This window comes from Citrobacter sp. SX206 (genome assembly GCF_024181025.1).
In the GTDB taxonomy this organism is placed as follows: domain Bacteria; phylum Pseudomonadota; class Gammaproteobacteria; order Enterobacterales; family Enterobacteriaceae; genus Citrobacter; species Citrobacter youngae.
Genome location: NZ_CP049738.1, coordinates 3692919 through 3712706 on the forward strand (window position 1 = coordinate 3692919; position 19788 = coordinate 3712706).

The following is a 19788-nucleotide window of genomic DNA, read 5'->3' on the forward strand; positions in this document are numbered from 1 at the left end:
TAAATGACAAGATGCAGTGTACCGGATAGCGCTACCAGCGAGAAGTACAAGCCACAGGAATGGCTGTCGCTTTTGATTTTTTGTGCCGGTTAAAACAACAACAATGTGAGCTTTGTTGTAATTATTTTGTAAACACATTGCTAAAAGAATTCACATCCACTACAACCATATCATCACAAGTGGTCAGACCTCCTACAAGCAAGGGAGCTTTTCGTTATGATGATTTTGAGTATTATCGCTACGGTTGTTCTGCTCAGCGTTCTGTTTTATCACCGCATGAGCTTATTCCTCAGCAGCTTAATTTTGCTCGCCTGGACGGCTGCGCTTGGCGTGGCTGGCCTGTGGTCAGTCTGGCTGCTGGTTCCTCTGGCCATTATCCTCGTACCGTTTAACTTTACGCCGATGCGCAAATCCATGATCTCTGCGCCGGTGTTCCGCGGTTTCCGTAAAGTCATGCCGCCGATGTCACGCACCGAGAAAGAAGCGATTGATGCCGGTACGACCTGGTGGGAAGGCGACCTGTTCCAGGGCAAGCCAGACTGGAAAAAACTGCATAACTATCCTCAGCCGCATCTGACTGCTGAAGAACAAGCGTTTATTGATGGCCCGGTGGAAGAAGCCTGCCGCATGGCGAACGACTTCCAGATAACCCACGAACTCGCGGATCTACCGCCGGAGCTGTGGGCGTATCTGAAAGAACACCGCTTCTTCGCAATGATCATTAAGAAAGAATACGGCGGGCTGGAATTCTCCGCCTACGCTCAGGCTCGCGTTCTGCAGAAACTCTCCGGCGTTTCCGGTATCCTGGCGATCACCGTTGGCGTACCTAACTCATTAGGCCCAGGCGAACTGCTGCAGCATTACGGCACCGAAGAGCAGAAGAACCATTACCTGCCGCGTCTGGCACGTGGTCAGGAGATCCCATGCTTTGCCCTGACCAGTCCGGAAGCGGGTTCCGACGCAGGCGCGATCCCTGATACCGGTGTGGTTTGTATGGGCGACTGGCAGGGGCAGCAGGTGCTGGGGATGCGCCTGACCTGGAACAAACGCTATATCACGCTGGCGCCTATCGCTACCGTGCTGGGTCTGGCATTTAAACTCTCCGACCCGGAAAAACTGCTGGGTGGCGAAGAAGATCTTGGCATTACCTGTGCGCTGATCCCAACCTCAACGCCAGGCGTACAAATTGGACGTCGTCACTTCCCGCTGAACGTGCCGTTCCAGAACGGCCCGACGCTGGGCAAAGATGTCTTTGTTCCAATTGATTACATTATCGGCGGCCCAAAAATGGCCGGTCAGGGCTGGCGCATGCTGGTGGAATGCCTGTCCGTAGGACGCGGTATTACCCTGCCGTCTAACTCGACGGGCGGTGTGAAATCGGTCGCAATGGCCACCGGTGCGTATGCGCACATTCGTCGCCAGTTCAAAATCTCTATCGGCAAGATGGAAGGTATTGAAGAGCCGTTGGCACGTATTGCCGGTAACGCCTACGTGATGGACGCTGCGGCATCACTGATTACCTACGGCATTATGCTGGGTGAAAAACCGGCGGTGTTGTCGGCCATCGTGAAATATCACTGTACTCACCGTGGGCAGCAGTCAATCATCGATGCAATGGATATCACTGGCGGTAAAGGCATTATGCTTGGCGAAAGCAACTTCCTCGCCCGTGCTTATCAGGGCGCGCCAATCGCCATTACCGTTGAGGGCGCCAACATTCTGACCCGTAGCATGATGATCTTCGGTCAGGGTGCGATTCGCTGCCATCCGTATGTTCTCGAAGAGATGGCGGCGGCGCAGAGTAACGATGTGAATGCCTTCGACAAACTACTGTTCAAACACATTGGTCACGTCGGCAGTAACAAAGTGCGTAGCTTCTGGCTTGGCCTGACGCGTGGTTTAACCAGCAGCACGCCAACTGGCGATGCGACCAAACGTTACTACCAGCACCTGAACCGTCTGAGCGCCAACCTGGCACTGCTTTCGGATGTGTCCATGGCCGTACTGGGCGGTAGCCTGAAGCGCCGTGAACGTATCTCCGCGCGTCTGGGTGATGTGTTAAGTCAGTTGTATCTGGCCTCCGCGGTGCTGAAGCGTTATGACGATGAAGGCCGTCATGAAGCGGACCTGCCTTTGGTTCACTGGGGCGTTCAGGATGCGTTGTACAAAGCGGAGCAGGCGATGGACGACCTGCTGAAAAACTTCCCGAACCGTCTGGTCGCAGGCTTGCTTAATGTGGTTATCTTCCCTACCGGTCGCCACTACCATGCACCGTCTGACAAGCTGGATCATAAAGTCGCGAAGATTTTGCAGGTTCCAAGCGCCACCCGTTCTCGTCTTGGTCGCGGTCAGTACCTGACGCCAAGCGAACACAACCCGGTTGGCTTACTGGAAGAGGCGCTGCTGGATGTGATTGCAGCCGACCCTATCCACCAGCGGATCTGCAAAGAGCTGGGTAAAAACCTGCCGTTTACCCGCCTGGATGAACTGGCGCACAATGCGCTGGCCAAAGGGCTGATTGATAAAGACGAAGCCGCAATTCTGGTGAAAGCCGAGGCGAGTCGTCTGCGCAGCATCAACGTGGATGACTTTGAACCCGAGGCGCTGGCGACTCAGCCGGTAAAGTTGCCAGAGAAGGTGCGTAAGGTCGAAGCAGCATAACGCTAACGCACAACGTTCAGCCCCGCTCAATGCGGGGCTTTTTATTGCCACATTTTCGTTAAGGCTCATGCTACAGTGTCAAAATGCTGTTCAACGAGGAGCCTCGATCGTGCCAGGTTTAAAAATTACGCTGCTGCAACAACCGCTGATCTGGATGGATGGCCCGGCCAACCTGCGCCATTTCGACCGCCAACTGGAAACCGTCACCGGGCGTGACGTTATTGTGTTGCCCGAGATGTTTACCAGCGGATTTGCGATGGAAGCGGCAAACAAATCGTTGCCGCAAGAGGAAGTTGTAAGCTGGATGCGTAGCAAAGCGCAGCAGACGAATGCCCTGATAGCAGGTAGCGTGGCGATACAGTCTGAACGGGGGCCGGTGAATCGTTTTTTGCTGGTTGAACCCGAAGGCACCGTGCATCTCTATGACAAACGCCATCTGTTCCGCATGGCGGATGAGCATCAGCATTATCAGGCAGGTGAAGAGCGCATCATCTTTGAATGGCGTGGTTGGCGCATTCTGCCGTTGGTCTGTTATGACTTGCGTTTTCCGGTGTGGTCGCGTAACCGCAACGACTACGACCTCGCCTTGTATGTGGCTAACTGGCCCGCACCGCGCTCGCTGCACTGGCAGATTCTGCTCACCGCACGGGCAATTGAAAATCAGGCGTATGTAGCAGGATGTAACCGTGTGGGAACCGATGGTAACGGCCATCATTATCGCGGTGACAGCCGGGTGATTAATCCGCAGGGTGAGATTATTGCCACCGCCGAGCCGCATCAGGCCACACGTATTGACGCTGAGTTGTCACTCTCGGCGCTGCGCGAGTATCGCGAGAAGTTTCCCGCCTGGCAGGATGCTGACGCTTTCATCCTGTAGAGTTCGCCTTCCCTCCCGCCACGGACCATGTATCCACGGCGGGATTGTTTCACTCCGTAACCAACCGCAAAACAAATTCGCGTGGCGACATGCATCGGGCAACGTATTCTGCAAGGGATAATCACTCGTCACCAGCGAGTGGCAGACAATGTCGATAATTCCCTTATCAGGATTTCAATAATGAAAAACTTCGTACGCATGACTTTGCTGGCAGTTACCGTGGCTGGCGCTTCTTTTAGCTCGCTTGCAGCAACCACATCTAATGTTCCGGCTCCGGCCCAGGATCCGGTCGTTCAACACCTTAAGTTGACCAACGACCAGGTGGCGCAGATTAAAAAACTGCACCAGCAGCTTGAAACCAATGTCGGTCAGATTTCGGTGAAAGACGTTAAAGACGGCGCGCTAATTGACGTCATCAAGTCCGGGAAATGGGATGAAGCAGCCGTCAAAAAACAGCTTTCGGCGTTCAGCAACATCGAACAGCAGGCGCGTTATTACCGCGTGAAATACTACTTTGACCTGAACAAAGTGCTGACCCCAGAACAGCGCCAGCAGGTGCAAAAAGATATCGCACAGACGCTGAGCGAGTAACAGCAAGGCCTGCAATAACATATGGTTGCAGGCTTATATTTTTTGGGCAGTAAAAACGACGAAAGCCTGAATCATTTCTGATTCAGGCTTTCTGAATAGTGGCGGAATGGACGGGACTCGAACCCGCGACCCCCTGCGTGACAGGCAGGTATTCTAACCAACTGAACTACCACTCCGCGTTGTGTTCCGCTTGGGAACGAAGCGAATATTACGGATTGCCTCGCGCCTCGTCAACGCTTTTTCTCACGTTTTTTAATCGTTTGCTGCAAAAATCACCCGAATGACCATTTCTGTACTGTAAATACCAGAACTAGGCCCGCCAGAGGCAACTTCCGCCCTTCTTCTGTACCAGGTCAAGGCGCGACTCATGGGCTGCCAGCTCTTCATCAGTGGCGAAAACAACGCGTAATTTACTGGACTGACGCACAATGCGCTGGATCCCCGTATCATTCTGCTGCTGACTGTCACCTTCCATTGAGAACGCCATGGTGGTCTGCCCACCGGTCATCATCAGATAAACGTCGGCCAGAATCTGGGCATCGAGCAATGCGCCGTGCAGGGTACGCTTGCTGTTGTCTATCTCATAGCGCGAGCATAACGCATCAAGGCTGTTACGCTTGCCAGGAAACATTTTCCTCGCCAACGCCAGGCTATCGGTCACTTTACAGAAGGTGTTCGTCTTCGGGATATCGCGATGGAGTTTCGCGAATTCGTAATCCATAAAGCCGATATCAAACGATGCGTTATGGATAACCAGCTCCGCGCCACGGATATAGTCGAGAAACTCATCGGCAACATCGGCGAACGTGGGTTTATCAAGCAGGAATTCATCGGCGATTCCGTGTACGCCAAACGCTTCCGGGTCCACCAGCCGATCCGGCTTCAGGTAAACGTGGAAGTTATTTCCGGTCAGGCGGCGGTTCACCACTTCAACCGCACCGATCTCAATGATCTTGTGGCCTTCGTAGTGGGCGCCAATCTGGTTCATACCGGTGGTTTCGGTATCGAGGACTACCTGTCGTGTAATTCCAGTGCTCATAACGGTCATTTATGTCAGACTTATCGTTTGATTTCGATTTGCTAAAACAGGAAGTCTACCAGAGATGCTTAAACAGGTAGAAATTTTCACCGACGGTTCATGCCTGGGAAATCCAGGGCCAGGTGGTTACGGGGCGATTTTACGCTATCGCGGGCGCGAAAAAACCTTTAGCGAAGGCTACAACCTCACTACCAATAATCGCATGGAGCTGATGGCGGCAATCGTTGCGCTGGAAGCCCTGAAAGAACAGTGTGAAGTGATACTCAGCACGGACAGCCAGTATGTGCGTCAGGGCATTACGCAGTGGATCCACAACTGGAAAAAGCGCGGCTGGAAAACCGCAGATAAAAAACCGGTGAAGAACGTCGATCTGTGGAAACGTCTGGATGCCGCGCTGGGGCCGCACCAAATCAAATGGGAATGGGTTAAAGGGCACGCGGGTCATCCGGAAAACGAACGCTGCGATGAGCTTGCTCGTGCTGCGGCAATGAGTCCCACCCAGGATGATGTTGGGTATCAGGCAGAGTCTTAAGCATCTGGCTTGCGGTATTGTCGGGTGGCCCCAACGGCCTGGCGGATGCGTGCCTTACTTTTACTTTGTTTCATCGGATTGAGCGTAAGCGGAATTGTTCGCTTGCGCGCGACAACCAACTGCAAACAGCCTAGTGCCGGAATATGCGCACTTAACATTTTACCGCCCTGCTTCGCCCAGGGCAGCACGTGGAACCGGCTATAGTGCAGCACCTCAAAATTCAGCAAAGAGAGCCAATCCAACTGGCGCGTCAGGGTAAACATCCGGCTGTTGTAAGGCGGTGTTTTACGTAGCACTGGCACCAGCTTACGCAACCCCATCAGGCTAACCGGGTTAAACCCGCTCAGTATTAACCAGCCATCATCAATCAGTACCCGGTCGGCTTCACGCAATAAGCGATGCGGATCGGCGCACCACGGTAGTGTATGCGCCAACAGGCAAACATCCACAGATTTATCGGCAAAAGGAAGGTGTAAAGGATCGGCTGTGACCTGCATGGGCGAACCTTGCAAAGAAACATTTACCTGATGAGAAACCGCGCACGCTTCAGAATCGATTTCTGCGCTTAAATTACCAATCTTAAGCAGATGAAAACCGTACATTTTTGCGAACCACGGGTTAAGCTGATACTCCAGCGCCTCACGATAGTGTTCGCCCCAGGGCAGATCACCCCAGCTAACGGGCGCTACGACAGTTTGAGGGATCCTTGCCGGTTTCATCACAACCTTCCGTTACGCATTGAGAGGTAATATATGAATCTTAACAGTATTCCTGCATTTCAGGACAATTACATCTGGGTCTTGTCAAATAATGACCAGCATTGTCTGATTGTGGACCCAGGTGAAGCGGCTCCTGTTCTGAAAGCCATTGCAGAGCATAACTGGGTGCCTGAAGCCATTCTGCTAACCCATCACCATCAGGATCACGTCGGCGGTGTGAAAGAACTTTTGCAACATTTCCCACAATTAGTGGTTTACGGACCCGCTGAAACGCAAGATAAGGGAACGACCCATATAGTCAAAGATGGCGATATTGCACTCGTTTTAGGGCATGAATTTAAAGTAATTGCCACGCCGGGTCACACTTTAGGACATATCTGTTACTTTAGCCAACCTTACCTATTTTGTGGCGATACGCTCTTTTCAGGCGGCTGTGGCAGACTATTTGAAGGTACAGCTTCACAGATGTATCAATCACTTAATAAATTAAGTGCGCTTCCTGATGATACATTGATCTGCTGCGCCCATGAGTACACATTAGCAAACATGAAGTTTGCCTTAAGCATTCTGCCGCACGATTCGTTTATTAATGATTATTATCGTAAAGTTAATGAGTTACGGGTAAAAAAACAAATGACGCTACCCGTAATTCTGAAAAATGAGCGACGAAATAATCTTTTTTTAAGAACAGAAGATATTGATTTAATTAACGAAATAAACAAAGAAACAATATTGCAACAACCTGAAGAGCGTTTTGCCTGGTTAAGGTCAAAGAAAGATACGTTCTGACAATTCTGGGTTGCCTTTTGAAAACTTCGCCGTTATGATCGGTCGTCTTTTAAGCAACTATTGACACACACATGAAGGCAAAAGCGATATTACTCGCCTCTGTCCTGCTTGTTGGGTGCCAGAATACTGGTAACGTCCAACAGCACGCACAGAGCCTTTCTGCAGCTGGTCAAGGGGAAGCAGGAAAGTTTACAAGTCAGGCGCGATGGATGGACGATGGAACATCTATCGCTGCTGATCAGGATTTGTGGGCTTTCATTGGTGACGAGCTAAAGATGGGAATTCCGGAAAACAACCGGATTCGCGAACAAAAACAGAAGTATTTACGCAATAAGAGCTATCTCCACGATGTAACTTTACGGGCAGAGCCGTATATGTACTGGATAGCCGGGCAAGTTAAGAAACGTAACATGCCTATGGAACTGGTACTACTACCCATAGTGGAGAGCGCTTTTGATCCTCACGCAACGTCTGGCGCCAATGCCGCAGGTATTTGGCAGATCATTCCGAGCACGGGGCGCAATTATGGTTTAAAACAGACCCGCAATTATGATGCACGTCGCGACATTGTGGCTTCCACCACCGCCGCGCTGGACATGATGCAGCGTCTGAACAAGATGTTTGATGGCGACTGGCTGCTGACCGTTGCTGCTTACAATAGCGGTGAAGGTCGTGTCATGAAGGCAATCAAAACGAACAAAGCTCGTGGTAAACCCACTGACTTTTGGTCGTTGCCATTGCCTCAGGAAACGAAGCTATACGTGCCCAAAATGCTGGCATTGAGCGATATACTCAAAAACAGCAAACGCTATGGCGTACGTCTGCCAACAACAGATGAAAGCCGCGCGTTGGCACGTGTTCGCCTGAGTAGCCCGGTTGAGATGGCTCAGGTTGCCGATATGGCGGGTATTTCCGTCAGCAAGCTGAAGACCTTCAATGCAGGCGTGAAAGGCTCCACGTTGGGTGCCAGCGGTCCGCAATACGTGATGGTACCAAAGAAGCATGCAGAGAAGCTGCGTGAGTCTTTGGCTTCCGGCGAAATTGCAGCCGTACAGTCAACGCTGGTTGCGGATAACACGCCGCTGAACAGCCGTAGCTACAAAGTTCGCTCTGGCGATACGCTTTCCGGCGTCGCTGCACGTCTTGGCGTGAGCACGAAGGATCTGCAGCAGTGGAATAATCTGCGTGGATCATCGCTGAAAGTGGGCCAAAGCCTGACCGTAGGTGCGGGTACCAGCGCGCAGCGGTTGGCTAATAACAGCGATAGCATCACCTATCGTGTGCGTAAAGGCGACTCGCTGTCGAGCATTGCCAAACGCCACGGGGTTAACATCAAGGATGTGATGCGCTGGAACAACGATACGGACAATCTGCAGCCAGGCGATCAGCTCACGTTGTTTGTGAAAAACAACGGCATGCCGGACTCCTGATAGCATTGTAGAAATGAAGGCACTGGCTTCCCCCCAGTGCCTTTTTTATTTATCCCGCTTTATGCGCCTCAACCATGATCGTGTCGCTGGTAAACGAGCCATCTTCCTGCAACGCAAAGTAGGTTTTCACTTCAACAGAAGCACTCTGTTGGTAAACACGAATCGCGCCGCTCAACGCTGCAGGCGTGCGCATCCGCGCCACCCACGAACTGAACCCCAGCGGCAGACGGTCAGTTAACAACGTATCGGCAATCAGATTGGCATCATTGATTAACGACAACCACTCTCCGCTGGAATAGTTGCGAACGTGCGAGGTATCACGTAACGCCTCGACAGTTTGCAACCAGATATCACGTACAGGATGGCCTGGCGACATCACATCCATCACAATCAGCACACCGCCGGACTTCAGAACGCGGTTCACTTCCCTCAGCGCGCGCCCGACATCATGCCAGTGATGCGCTGAATAGCGGCTAATCACCACATCAAAAGCGCAATCGCTGAACGGCAGGCTCTCTGCGTATCCCTGTCGCGTGGTGATATTATCCAGGCCCTTCTCTTTTGCAGCCTCTGCGACCACCTCAAGCATTTGAGACGATAAATCATAAGCCACAACCTGTTGTACGTGTTGCGCAGCCACAAAGCTGGCGTGCCCCGCTCCACATCCCATATCCAGTACCCGTGCCTGTGGAAAAGCAGACAGCCTTTCCGCCAGTCGTTGTAAATCACGACCCGTAGCATGTACGGTGCTGGTTAAATAGGCATTAGCCTGAGAGCCAAACTGCTTTTCGACGTTGTCATGGTGGGAGCGTGTTGTCATTGTGTTGTCCTTCGGTTGTTGTGAAATATGAAGAGCAGCACCATCACAGGCCTGCCCTACGGCAGACCTGACACACCGTTATTGTTCAGGTTTGCCGGGACTGAATTCAACGAGTAGCGGGTTGTGGTCAGATGCGCGGGTGACCAGCACAGAGGCTTCACTCACGTTCAGACCGCGATAGAACACAAAATCGAGAGGACGACCAAACGCGCGGCGGCGCTGATCGTCAGTAAAGCGTACCTGGCGCAGTGACATTTCACGCGCAAAGCGGTACAGCGCATTCATCCGTCGACGGCTCCAGGCATTAAAATCGCCGGCCATGATCACCGGACCGCTGTGATGAGCAATCTGATCGCCAATCGGAAGTAACTGCTTGCTATAGACATCAACGCCAAGGCTAAAGTTAACCGCGTGGATATTCACCACCATTAATAGCCGAGTGTCAGGCAATGGGTACACCGTCACCAGCGCCGATTTCGCCAGCCGTAAAATCGGCTCACGCTCGCGCAATGGGCAGCAGTAAACAGGGTGGGCGGAGGAAAGCGTCATGACGCCAGAGGGATGCTGAGGCAGCACAAAGGCGGGAACCTGATCGGCAGCAAGATAGTTAGCGGTCGCAAACTGCACCAGTTCTGGCGTGGTTTGCGCTTCCTGCAATAACACCAGATGCGCGTCTTTGCCAAAATTCTTCAACACCGACTGCCATTCTGCCCGTTGTTGCTTAAAAATATTCCACACCAGCACGCGAATGCGATCTTCACTGCTTAACGGCACGCCTGCAGGTAATGCCTGGCCGATATGCGCAAATGACCCAGGCGGTAAAATCCGCTCAACGGGCTGTCCGGCAACATAGCGCATGGCATAGGTGTTTTTTCGCACTTTAGACTTTCAAACCTCTGTAACGTCAACCAGTCCGCAGCCGGACTGGTTCTTCTGTTATAGGGATTTTAGCACTCACTTTCAACGAACAATTGCAGTTTGTTTTGTAAGTGGGCGCTTACATCAATGATTTACCCCAAAGCAACGCGCGCGGGCTTATCAAGACGACCGCTGAGTCCCATCAGCAGGAAAGCAACCAGGACAATAAGTGCGCCAATCCACGGCGTCTGCGCCAGACCATAATGCTCGACCGTTTGTCCACCAATCACTGAACCCAGTGCAATGCCAATGTTAAACGCCGCAATGTTCAACCCTGACGCCACATCTACAGCATTAGGCGTAAATTGTTCCGCTTTCTGTACCACGTAGACCTGCAACCCCGGTACGTTACCAAAGGCGAAGATCCCCATCACAAGAATCGTCACTAACGCAGCGTATTGCGTAGAGGCTGTCAGTTGAAAGACCATCAGCAGGACGAACAGCGCAGCGAAGATAAATTTCAGCGCCGGGACAGCACCATGTTTATCCGCCAGCTTACCTCCCCAGATATTACCGATAGCGACTGATACGCCATAGCCCAGTAAGATCCAGCTTACCGCTGCCGGCGAGAAGCCAGCCAGGTCCTGCATCATAGGAGCCAGGAAGGTGAATGCCGTGAATACACCGCCGTAGCCCAGTGCTGTAACAGCATAAATCAGCAACAGACGGGGATGAGTCAGCACCTTCACCTGGTCGCGAATGCTGGCGGCCGCCCGACCCGGGATGTTGGCTGGGATCAGCAGTTGGCTGCTAATCAGTGCAATAACACCCAACAGAGATACAGCAAGGAAAGTCTCGCGCCAGCCAAAGTGCTGACCGATAAACGTACCCAGAGGCACGCCCGTCACCAGCGCCACCGTTAAGCCACCAAACATAATGGCGATGGCGGAAGCGGCTTTCTCTTTTGGCACCAGGCTTGTCGCGATGGTAGAACCAATCGAGAAGAATACGCCGTGTGCCAGGCCTGTCAGCAGGCGGGCGACAATGAGTGTCATATACCCGGGTGCCTGCCATGCCAGCAAATTCCCCGCCGTAAACAGAACCATCAGCGCAACCAACAGTTGCTTACGTGGCAGACGTCCGGTCAGGGCAGTCAATACTGGCGCCCCGATCGCGACACCCAGCGCATAGATTGAAACCAGCATCCCGGCAGAAGGTAAAGAGATCGCCAGTTGTTCAGCAATGGTCGGCACCAGGCCGACAATCACAAATTCAGTCGTGCCAATAGCGAAGGCACTTATTGTGAGTGCAAATAAAGCGAGAGGCATAAATAGCTCCATATCATCAATAATCAGATGACACGTAGTATGCCGGGATGTTTTAATGACAAAAATATTCAAAATCTCAATATAATTTTGCTTCAGGTGCAAAAATGAAAGCGACATCCGATGAACTTGCGATTTTTGTAGCCGTAGTTGAAAGCGGTAGCTTTAGCCGGGCGGCAGAACAGCTTGGACAAGCCAATTCCGCGGTCAGTCGGGCAGTAAAAAAGCTGGAGATGAAACTGGGCGTCAGTTTGCTGAATCGCACAACCCGACAGCTAAGCCTGACTGAAGAAGGAGAGCGTTACTTCAGACGTGTGCAGCAGGTACTGCAGGAAATGGCAGCTGCAGAAATGGAAATCATCGAGTCGCGTAATACTCCGCGCGGTCTGCTACGTATCGATGCGGCAACACCGGTGATGTTGCATTTCCTGATGCCCCTGATCAAACCTTTCCGTGAGCGCTATCCCGAGATGACGTTGTCGCTGGTTTCCTCAGAGACATTTATCAATCTTATTGAACGAAAAGTGGATGTTGCGATACGTGCCGGTGCCTTGACTGACTCAAGTCTGCGCGCACGTCCACTCTTTACCAGCTACCGCAAGATTATTGCTTCACCTGACTATATTGCCCGCTTCGGTAAGCCAGAGACTGTTGAAGAGTTAAAGCAGCATCTGTGTCTGGGGTTTTCTGAACCCATTTCGCTCAATACATGGCCCATTGCCTGTAGTGACGGACAATTACATGAGGTTGAGTGCGGCCTGTCTTCGAACAGTGGCGAAACGCTGAAGCAGCTTTGCCTGAACGGCAACGGTATTACTTGTCTTTCAGATTATATGATTGATAAGGAGATCGCTCAGGGTAAGCTGGTCGAATTGATGGCGGATAAACGACTGCCAGTCGAGATGCCTTTCAGCGCGGTGTATTACAGCGATCGTGCCGTCAGTACTCGTATTCGGGCATTCATCGATTTTTTAAGTGAATATATAAGAACAGCTCCCGAAGGAGCTGTAAAAGAGGGTTAAAGGCACAGAGGGGTCAGGCAATTAATCCCACTCAGGCGCCAGACCTTCCGGGCTAACCAGGCGGTCGTTGCAATCCAGAGCAGCGATTGCCGCTTTGTCTTCCGCATCAAGGTGCAGTTCCAGCGCCAGCAGGTTGCTTGCCAGGTTTTCACGCTTGGTAGAAGAAGGGATCACAGAGTAACCTTCCCCCATCGCCCATGCCAGAATCACCTGGGCCGGCGTCGCGTTATGTTTAGCCGCAATGCCAGCAATCACTTCATCTTTCAGCGCCTTACCGTAAGCCAGCGTCATGTATGAGGTGATGTGGATACCGTGCTCTTTCGCCCAGTCAACAACCTTACGGCTTTGCAGATATGGAGATAACTCAATCTGGTTGGTCGCGATATTGTCTGCGCCTACTGCGGCAATGGCTTTTTCCATCAATGGGATAGTGAAGTTAGAGATACCAATTTCACGAGTCAGCCCTTGCTCTTTAGCTTCGAGCAATGCTTGCATAAACTCTTCAACAGAGACGGCATCACTTGGTGATGGCCAGTGGATCAGCGTCAGATCAACATAATCTGTGCGCAGTTTCTTCAGGCTTTCTTTCAGACTTGGGATCAGTTTTTCTTTGCTGAGATTTTCAATCCAGATCTTGGTGGTGATGTACAGTTCGTTACGCGGTACGCCGCTTTCGGCAATCGCCTGACCAACAGCCGCTTCATTATCATAGATTTGTGCAGTGTCGACAGCACGGTAGCCCAGATCAAGCGCCGTTTTAACAGAAGCGATAACCACGTCGTCTTTCAGGCGGAAAGTACCTAAACCAAATGCAGGGATTGTCATAGAATTCCTCTTTTTAATCACAATGTTCGTTAACTGAGGGTATTATGACCTTCTGCTCTTTATAGAAAAAGAGCGAACAATGCAGAGGATTTTTGCGAATTCAGCAATAATAAAGTTACAGGCAAAGAAAAAGCCCTGAGCAAATGCTCAGGGCTCTTAATAAGTGGCGGAACGGACGGGACTCGAACCCGCGACCCCCTGCGTGACAGGCAGGTATTCTAACCAACTGAACTACCGCTCCACCGAATTTCTTTGTCACTACCCGGATTATTCATCCCGGTTTACTGCAATTTGATGCCTGGCAGTTCCCTACTCTCGCATGGGGAGACCCCACACTACCATCGGCGCTACGGCGTTTCACTTCTGAGTTCGGCATGGGGTCAGGTGGGACCACCGCGCTACAGCCGCCAGGCAAATTCTGTTATCAGACCGCTTCTGCGTTCTGATGTCATCTGTAATCAAGCTGAATCTGATGTCTGTCTCTTCGCCAAAACATCTTCGGCGTTGTAAGGTTAAGCCTCACGGTTCATTAGTATCGGTTAGCTCAATGTATCGCTACACTTACACACCCGACCTATCAACGTCGTCGTCTTCAACGTTCCTTCAGGAGACTTATAGTCTCAGGGAGAACTCATCTCGGGGCAAGTTTCGTGCTTAGATGCTTTCAGCACTTATCTCTTCCGCATTTAGCTACCGGGCAATGCCATTGGCATGACAACCCGAACACCAGTGATGCGTCCACTCCGGTCCTCTCGTACTAGGAGCAGCCCCCCTCAATTCTCCAGCGCCCACGGCAGATAGGGACCGAACTGTCTCACGACGTTCTAAACCCAGCTCGCGTACCACTTTAAATGGCGAACAGCCATACCCTTGGGACCTACTTCAGCCCCAGGATGTGATGAGCCGACATCGAGGTGCCAAACACCGCCGTCGATATGAACTCTTGGGCGGTATCAGCCTGTTATCCCCGGAGTACCTTTTATCCGTTGAGCGATGGCCCTTCCATTCAGAACCACCGGATCACTAAGACCTGCTTTCGCACCTGCTCGAGCCGTCACTCTCGCAGTCAAGCTAGCTTATGCCTTTGCACTAACCTCCTGATGTCCGACCAGGATTAGCTAACCTTCGTGCTCCTCCGTTACTCTTTAGGAGGAGACCGCCCCAGTCAAACTACCCACCAGACACTGTCCGCAACCCGGATTACGGGTCCACGTTAGAACACCAGCCATTAAAGGGTGGTATTTCAAGGTTGGCTCCATGCAGACTGGCGTCCACACTTCAAAGCCTCCCACCTATCCTACACATCAAGGACCAGTGTTCAGTGTCAAGCTATAGTAAAGGTTCACGGGGTCTTTCCGTCTTGCCGCGGGTACACTGCATCTTCACAGCGAGTTCAATTTCACTGAGTCTCGGGTGGAGACAGCCTGGCCATCATTACGCCATTCGTGCAGGTCGGAACTTACCCGACAAGGAATTTCGCTACCTTAGGACCGTTATAGTTACGGCCGCCGTTTACCGGGGCTTCGATCAAGAGCTTCTCCTTACGGATAACCCCATCAATTAACCTTCCGGCACCGGGCAGGCGTCACACCGTATACGTCCACTTTCGTGTTTGCACAGTGCTGTGTTTTTAATAAACAGTTGCAGCCAGCTGGTATCTTCGACTGATTTCAGCTCCATGAGTAAATCACTTCACCTACATATCAGCGTGCCTTCTCCCGAAGTTACGGCACCATTTTGCCTAGTTCCTTCACCCGAGTTCTCTCAAGCGCCTTGGTATTCTCTACCTGACCACCTGTGTCGGTTTGGGGTACGATTTCGTGTTACCTGATGCTTAGAGGCTTTTCCTGGAAGCAGGGCATTTGTTACTTCAGCACCGTAGTGCCTCGTCATCACACCTCAGCGTTAAAAAGGTACCGGATTTACCTGGAACCTCCGCCTACATGCTTAAACCGGGACAACCGTCGCCCGGCTAACATAGCCTTCTCCGTCCCCCCTTCGCAGTAACACCAAGTACAGGAATATTAACCTGTTTCCCATCGACTACGCCTTTCGGCCTCGCCTTAGGGGTCGACTCACCCTGCCCCGATTAACGTTGGACAGGAACCCTTGGTCTTCCGGCGTGCGGGTTTTTCACCCGCATTATCGTTACTTATGTCAGCATTCGCACTTCTGATACCTCCAGCATGCCTCACGACACACCTTCAACGGCTTACAGAACGCTCCCCTACCCAACAACACATAGTGTCGCTGCCGCAGCTTCGGTGCACAGTTTAGCCCCGTTACATCTTCCGCGCAGGCCGACTCGACCAGTGAGCTATTACGCTTTCTTTAAATGATGGCTGCTTCTAAGCCAACATCCTGGCTGTCTGTGCCTTCCCACATCGTTTCCCACTTAACTGTGACTTTGGGACCTTAGCTGGCGGTCTGGGTTGTTTCCCTCTTCACGACGGACGTTAGCACCCGCCGTGTGTCTCCCGTGATAACATTCTTCGGTATTCGCAGTTTGCATCGGGTTGGTAAGTCGGGATGACCCCCTAGCCGAAACAGTGCTCTACCCCCGAAGATGAGTTCACGAGGCGCTACCTAAATAGCTTTCGGGGAGAACCAGCTATCTCCCGGTTTGATTGGCCTTTCACCCCCAGCCACAAGTCATCCGCTAATTTTTCAACATTAGTCGGTTCGGTCCTCCAGTTAGTGTTACCCAACCTTCAACCTGCCCATGGCTAGATCACCGGGTTTCGGGTCTATACCCTGCAACTTAACGCCCAGTTAAGACTCGGTTTCCCTTCGGCTCCCCTATTCGGTTAACCTTGCTACAGAATATAAGTCGCTGACCCATTATACAAAAGGTACGCAGTCACCTAACAAGTAGGCTCCCACTGCTTGTACGTACACGGTTTCAGGTTCTTTTTCACTCCCCTCGCCGGGGTTCTTTTCGCCTTTCCCTCACGGTACTGGTTCACTATCGGTCAGTCAGGAGTATTTAGCCTTGGAGGATGGTCCCCCCATATTCAGACAGGATACCACGTGTCCCGCCCTACTCTTTGAGTTCACAACCTGTGCATTTTGGTGTACGGGACTATCACCCTGTACCGTCGGACTTTCCAGACCGTTCCACTAACACACAAGCTGATTCAGACTCTGGGCTGCTCCCCGTTCGCTCGCCGCTACTGGGGGAATCTCGGTTGATTTCTTTTCCTCGGGGTACTTAGATGTTTCAGTTCCCCCGGTTCGCTTCATTACGCTATGGATTCACGTAATGATAGTGTGACGAATCACACTGGGTTTCCCCATTCGGAAATCGCCGGTTATAACGGTTCATATCACCTTACCGACGCTTATCGCAGATTAGCACGTCCTTCATCGCCTCTGACTGCCAGGGCATCCACCGTGTACGCTTAGTCGCTTAACCTCACAACCCGAAGATGTTTCGTAAAACACCACCGTGTTGCGAAAATTTGAGAGACTCGAACACACCATTTTTCATTTCTTATTACGGAGAAATGAAACAGTATGTCGTTTCAATTTTCAGCTTGATCCAGATTTTTAAAGAGCAAAACTTCTTAATGCACTCGAAAGTACATTCAGAAGTTCATCATTCATCAGACAATCTGTGTGAGCACTACAAAGAACGTTTCTTTAAGGTAAGGAGGTGATCCAACCGCAGGTTCCCCTACGGTTACCTTGTTACGACTTCACCCCAGTCATGAATCACAAAGTGGTAAGCGCCCTCCCGAAGGTTAAGCTACCTACTTCTTTTGCAACCCACTCCCATGGTGTGACGGGCGGTGTGTACAAGGCCCGGGAACGTATTCACCGTGGCATTCTGATCCACGATTACTAGCGATTCCGACTTCATGGAGTCGAGTTGCAGACTCCAATCCGGACTACGACGCACTTTATGAGGTCCGCTTGCTCTCGCGAGGTCGCTTCTCTTTGTATGCGCCATTGTAGCACGTGTGTAGCCCTACTCGTAAGGGCCATGATGACTTGACGTCATCCCCACCTTCCTCCAGTTTATCACTGGCAGTCTCCTTTGAGTTCCCGACCGAATCGCTGGCAACAAAGGATAAGGGTTGCGCTCGTTGCGGGACTTAACCCAACATTTCACAACACGAGCTGACGACAGCCATGCAGCACCTGTCTCAGAGTTCCCGAAGGCACCAAGGCATCTCTGCCAAGTTCTCTGGATGTCAAGAGTAGGTAAGGTTCTTCGCGTTGCATCGAATTAAACCACATGCTCCACCGCTTGTGCGGGCCCCCGTCAATTCATTTGAGTTTTAACCTTGCGGCCGTACTCCCCAGGCGGTCGACTTAACGCGTTAGCTCCGGAAGCCACGCCTCAAGGGCACAACCTCCAAGTCGACATCGTTTACGGCGTGGACTACCAGGGTATCTAATCCTGTTTGCTCCCCACGCTTTCGCACCTGAGCGTCAGTCTTTGTCCAGGGGGCCGCCTTCGCCACCGGTATTCCTCCAGATCTCTACGCATTTCACCGCTACACCTGGAATTCTACCCCCCTCTACAAGACTCTAGCCTGCCAGTTTCGGATGCAGTTCCCAGGTTGAGCCCGGGGATTTCACATCCGACTTGACAGACCGCCTGCGTGCGCTTTACGCCCAGTAATTCCGATTAACGCTTGCACCCTCCGTATTACCGCGGCTGCTGGCACGGAGTTAGCCGGTGCTTCTTCTGCGAGTAACGTCAATTGCTGAGGTTATTAACCTCAACACCTTCCTCCTCGCTGAAAGTACTTTACAACCCGAAGGCCTTCTTCATACACGCGGCATGGCTGCATCAGGCTTGCGCCCATTGTGCAATATTCCCCACTGCTGCCTCCCGTAGGAGTCTGGACCGTGTCTCAGTTCCAGTGTGGCTGGTCATCCTCTCAGACCAGCTAGGGATCGTCGCCTAGGTGAGCCGTTACCCCACCTACTAGCTAATCCCATCTGGGCACATCCGATGGCAAGAGGCCCGAAGGTCCCCCTCTTTGGTCTTGCGACGTTATGCGGTATTAGCTACCGTTTCCAGTAGTTATCCCCCTCCATCGGGCAGTTTCCCAGACATTACTCACCCGTCCGCCACTCGTCACCCAAGGAGCAAGCTCCTCTGTGCTACCGTTCGACTTGCATGTGTTAGGCCTGCCGCCAGCGTTCAATCTGAGCCATGATCAAACTCTTCAATTTAAGTTTGATGCTCGTGAATTAAACTTCGTAATGAATTACGTATGTTCACTCAGAGACTTGGTATTCATTTTTCGTCTTGCGACGTTAAGAATCCGTATCTTCGAGTGCCCACACAGATTGTCTGATAAATTGTTAAAGAGCAGTTGCGACGCGCTTTAGCGCTCTGTCGCGAGGTGGCGTATATTACGCTTTCCTCTTTCAGAGTCAACCCTCATTTTCAGGTTTTTCTCTTCAACCGGACCGGCTGTTTGTGTGAAGTGATTCACATCCGCCGTGTCGATGGAGGCGCATTATAGGGAGTCGACTCAGGAAGACAAGCGGAAAAATGCATTTTTGTTTCAACCGCTCACCTTTTGCCCATAACGCTTACTTTTGCTGCTTTTTTATCGCCATTGGCAGGTCTGCCAGACTATTTATGACCAAATCTGCCGCATTTTCTGCTTCCGGTGTGACGGGTTTGCCTGTGCGCACCAATATCTTCGTGCCAACATTCGCAGCTGCTGCCGCCTGCATATCTTCAATTTTGTCGCCTACCATATAAGAAGCGGCCATATCGATGTGCAAGAAGTCTCGGGCGGAGATAAACATGCCAGGATGCGGTTTACGACAGTCGCAGACCTGACGATACTCTTCCACGGTACCCTGTGGGTGATGCGGGCAGTAGTAGATGCCATCCAGCTCAACATCGCGATCGGCCAATGACCAATCCATCCATTCAGTCAACGTTTCGAATTGTGCCTCGGTAAATTTGCCACGGGCAATACCAGACTGGTTCGTCACGACAATCAGCGCATAACCCATTTTTTTAAGTTCACGCATGGCATCAATAACGCCGTCGATAAATTCGAACTCGTCGATCTCATGGACGTAACCGTGGTCCACATTAATAGTGCCGTCACGGTCGAGAAAAATTGCGGGTACAGATTTTGCCACCTTTTATAGCTCCTGAATAAGGCATGTGGCTCTAGTATCGCATGTTTCAGCGGGCAAGAAAGTGCTCATCGCGCAAAGCCTGATTGATTTAGACGTCTGGATGCCTTAACATCCATCTTGTTGACGGCTTCGACCGTACCTGACAGACGAAAATGCCACGGCTAACTTAATTACGAT

13 protein-coding genes, 2 tRNA genes, 3 rRNA genes and 1 pseudogene are annotated in these 19788 nt (G+C 51.7%); 7 read left to right on the forward strand and 12 right to left on the reverse strand.

What is annotated here, in order from left to right; genetic code table 11:
- Positions 1-216: 216 nt before the first annotated feature.
- The 3 genes from fadE (at position 217) to G8S19_RS17975 (ending at position 4129) form a co-directional block, all read left to right on the forward strand.
- Positions 217-2661, forward strand: coding sequence for an acyl-CoA dehydrogenase FadE (gene fadE / locus G8S19_RS17965; RefSeq protein WP_253685643.1), 2445 nt, complete (start codon positions 217-219; stop codon positions 2659-2661).
- Between the two features lie 109 nt (positions 2662-2770).
- Positions 2771-3538, forward strand: coding sequence for an amidohydrolase (locus G8S19_RS17970; protein ID WP_124020678.1), 768 nt, complete (start codon positions 2771-2773; stop codon positions 3536-3538).
- A 180-nt stretch (positions 3539-3718) separates the two neighbouring features.
- Positions 3719-4129 carry a Spy/CpxP family protein refolding chaperone gene (locus G8S19_RS17975; protein WP_101743095.1) on the forward strand — a complete coding sequence of 137 codons (411 nt, stop codon included), beginning with the start codon at positions 3719-3721 and terminating at the stop codon, positions 4127-4129.
- A gap of 99 nt (positions 4130-4228) precedes the next feature.
- Here G8S19_RS17975 and G8S19_RS17980 read toward each other — a convergent pair.
- Together G8S19_RS17980 and dnaQ are read right to left on the reverse strand one after the other, a co-directional pair.
- Positions 4229-4305 (reverse strand) — tRNA-Asp (locus tag G8S19_RS17980).
- A gap of 134 nt (positions 4306-4439) precedes the next feature.
- Complete coding sequence (gene dnaQ, locus G8S19_RS17985) at positions 4440-5168, reverse strand: DNA polymerase III subunit epsilon (RefSeq protein ID WP_075551413.1); 729 nt, start codon at positions 5166-5168, stop codon at positions 4440-4442.
- Here dnaQ and rnhA point away from each other — a divergent pair.
- Positions 5122-5700: pseudogene (gene rnhA, locus G8S19_RS17990) on the forward strand (ribonuclease HI). The gene dnaQ and the pseudogene rnhA overlap by 47 nt on opposite strands.
- Here rnhA and G8S19_RS17995 read toward each other — a convergent pair.
- Positions 5697-6419 (reverse strand): class I SAM-dependent methyltransferase, encoded by a 723-nt coding sequence (locus G8S19_RS17995; RefSeq protein ID WP_124020677.1) that lies wholly within the window; start codon positions 6417-6419, stop codon positions 5697-5699. The pseudogene rnhA and the gene G8S19_RS17995 overlap by 4 nt on opposite strands.
- A gap of 33 nt (positions 6420-6452) precedes the next feature.
- Between G8S19_RS17995 and gloB the strand changes: the two genes are divergently transcribed.
- On the forward strand, positions 6453-7208 hold the full coding sequence (gene gloB, locus G8S19_RS18000) for a hydroxyacylglutathione hydrolase (protein ID WP_126320201.1): 756 nt from the start codon (positions 6453-6455) through the stop codon (positions 7206-7208).
- Between the two features lie 71 nt (positions 7209-7279).
- A complete protein-coding gene (mltD, locus tag G8S19_RS18005) occupies positions 7280-8638 on the forward strand; it encodes a murein transglycosylase D (protein ID WP_048212543.1) in 1359 nt (452 codons plus the stop codon).
- A gap of 49 nt (positions 8639-8687) precedes the next feature.
- Here mltD and G8S19_RS18010 read toward each other — a convergent pair whose 3' ends face one another.
- The 3 genes from G8S19_RS18010 to G8S19_RS18020 form a co-directional block, all read right to left on the reverse strand.
- Positions 8688-9458, reverse strand: a complete 771-nt coding sequence (locus G8S19_RS18010) for a class I SAM-dependent methyltransferase (protein ID WP_253685645.1) — start codon at positions 9456-9458, stop codon at positions 8688-8690.
- Positions 9459-9536: 78 nt separating this feature from the next.
- Entirely contained in the window at positions 9537-10337 is an 801-nt protein-coding gene (locus G8S19_RS18015) for an endonuclease/exonuclease/phosphatase family protein (protein WP_048212545.1), read from the reverse strand.
- Between the two features lie 131 nt (positions 10338-10468).
- Positions 10469-11644 (reverse strand): MFS transporter, encoded by a 1176-nt coding sequence (locus G8S19_RS18020; RefSeq protein WP_121584237.1) that lies wholly within the window; start codon positions 11642-11644, stop codon positions 10469-10471.
- 104 nt (positions 11645-11748) lie between these two features.
- Between G8S19_RS18020 and yafC the strand changes: the two genes are divergently transcribed.
- Positions 11749-12663, forward strand: coding sequence for a DNA-binding transcriptional regulator YafC (gene yafC, locus G8S19_RS18025; RefSeq protein WP_124020674.1), 915 nt, complete (start codon positions 11749-11751; stop codon positions 12661-12663).
- Positions 12664-12684: 21 nt separating this feature from the next.
- On the opposite strand, the gene dkgB is transcribed toward yafC, so the two are convergent.
- The 6 genes from dkgB to gmhB form a co-directional block, all read right to left on the reverse strand.
- Positions 12685-13488 carry a 2,5-didehydrogluconate reductase DkgB gene (dkgB, locus tag G8S19_RS18030; protein ID WP_124020673.1) on the reverse strand — a complete coding sequence of 268 codons (804 nt, stop codon included), beginning with the start codon at positions 13486-13488 and terminating at the stop codon, positions 12685-12687.
- Between the two features lie 164 nt (positions 13489-13652).
- A tRNA-Asp gene (locus tag G8S19_RS18035) sits at positions 13653-13729 on the reverse strand.
- A gap of 55 nt (positions 13730-13784) precedes the next feature.
- Positions 13785-13900: ribosomal RNA gene (gene rrf / locus G8S19_RS18040) — 5S ribosomal RNA — on the reverse strand.
- Positions 13901-13996: 96 nt separating this feature from the next.
- Positions 13997-16903 (reverse strand): 23S ribosomal RNA (locus G8S19_RS18045).
- A 233-nt stretch (positions 16904-17136) separates the two neighbouring features.
- Positions 17137-18678, reverse strand: a 16S ribosomal RNA gene (locus G8S19_RS18050).
- Together the 16S, 23S and 5S rRNA genes with 1 tRNA gene alongside form the textbook arrangement of a ribosomal RNA operon.
- A gap of 366 nt (positions 18679-19044) precedes the next feature.
- Positions 19045-19611: a D-glycero-beta-D-manno-heptose 1,7-bisphosphate 7-phosphatase gene (gmhB, locus tag G8S19_RS18055; RefSeq protein WP_124021715.1), complete on the reverse strand. Its 567-nt coding sequence runs from the start codon at positions 19609-19611 to the stop codon at positions 19045-19047.
- Positions 19612-19788 lie beyond the last annotated feature (177 nt).